General features: G+C 44.6%; 1 protein-coding gene and 1 pseudogene. One reads left to right on the top strand and one right to left on the bottom strand.

The genetic code is table 11. From position 1 onward, the window contains the following. The coding region (locus BHE89_RS24470) for a hypothetical protein (RefSeq protein ID WP_216081037.1) at window positions 1-285 on the top strand (285 nt) is incomplete at its 5' end. Window positions 286-326: 41 nt separating this feature from the next. Here the strand turns inward: BHE89_RS24470 and BHE89_RS20230 are convergent. Continuing rightward, window positions 327-491 (bottom strand): annotated as a pseudogene (locus BHE89_RS20230) (fluoroquinolone resistance protein); the annotation flags it as partial.

Raw genomic sequence — 491 nt, 5'->3', positions numbered from 1 at the left:
CCCGGTCTCCGAAAGGATAAACAGGCAAATTGTGGTAGTAAAAACGTACCGGAAAACGAAATTCCGGCTCTACCTCCGAATCACGCTGCGGTATCGAAAGATTACAGTGCGTACCTGATAAGAGCACCAATCAACGGACTAGGGATTTCTTGGATTGCGAAGTGTCGAAAGAAGCCCAACCTAACCAAACTTAGCCAGATTAACGAGCTAAGAGACCATGACCCAATAACTGATCATGGAGAAAAGCAAAGACAAGATGAAGATGTCGCTTCGCTCCGTTTTTGATTAGTACCACATTGGGGCATTAGGCGTTTTTTACCTAGATTTTATCGGTGAACAATAACACCTAAACTCTCAACAAGCTGAAGCGCCTGCTCTCCATCCAACTTCACTCCATCTAAATTAATTCGCCTTGCATCAAGCTCGCCAAGCGCCCCACCCGTTAAATCACAACCAGTAAAATCAGCCAAAGACCAATCAAACGATGAAAA

The organism is Shigella sp. FC1967, assembly GCF_001743005.1.
Taxonomy (GTDB): domain Bacteria; phylum Pseudomonadota; class Gammaproteobacteria; order Enterobacterales; family Enterobacteriaceae; genus Proteus.
The sequence above is the reverse complement of the archived record's forward strand: the minus strand, read 5'-3'. Positions and strand labels throughout refer to the sequence as shown.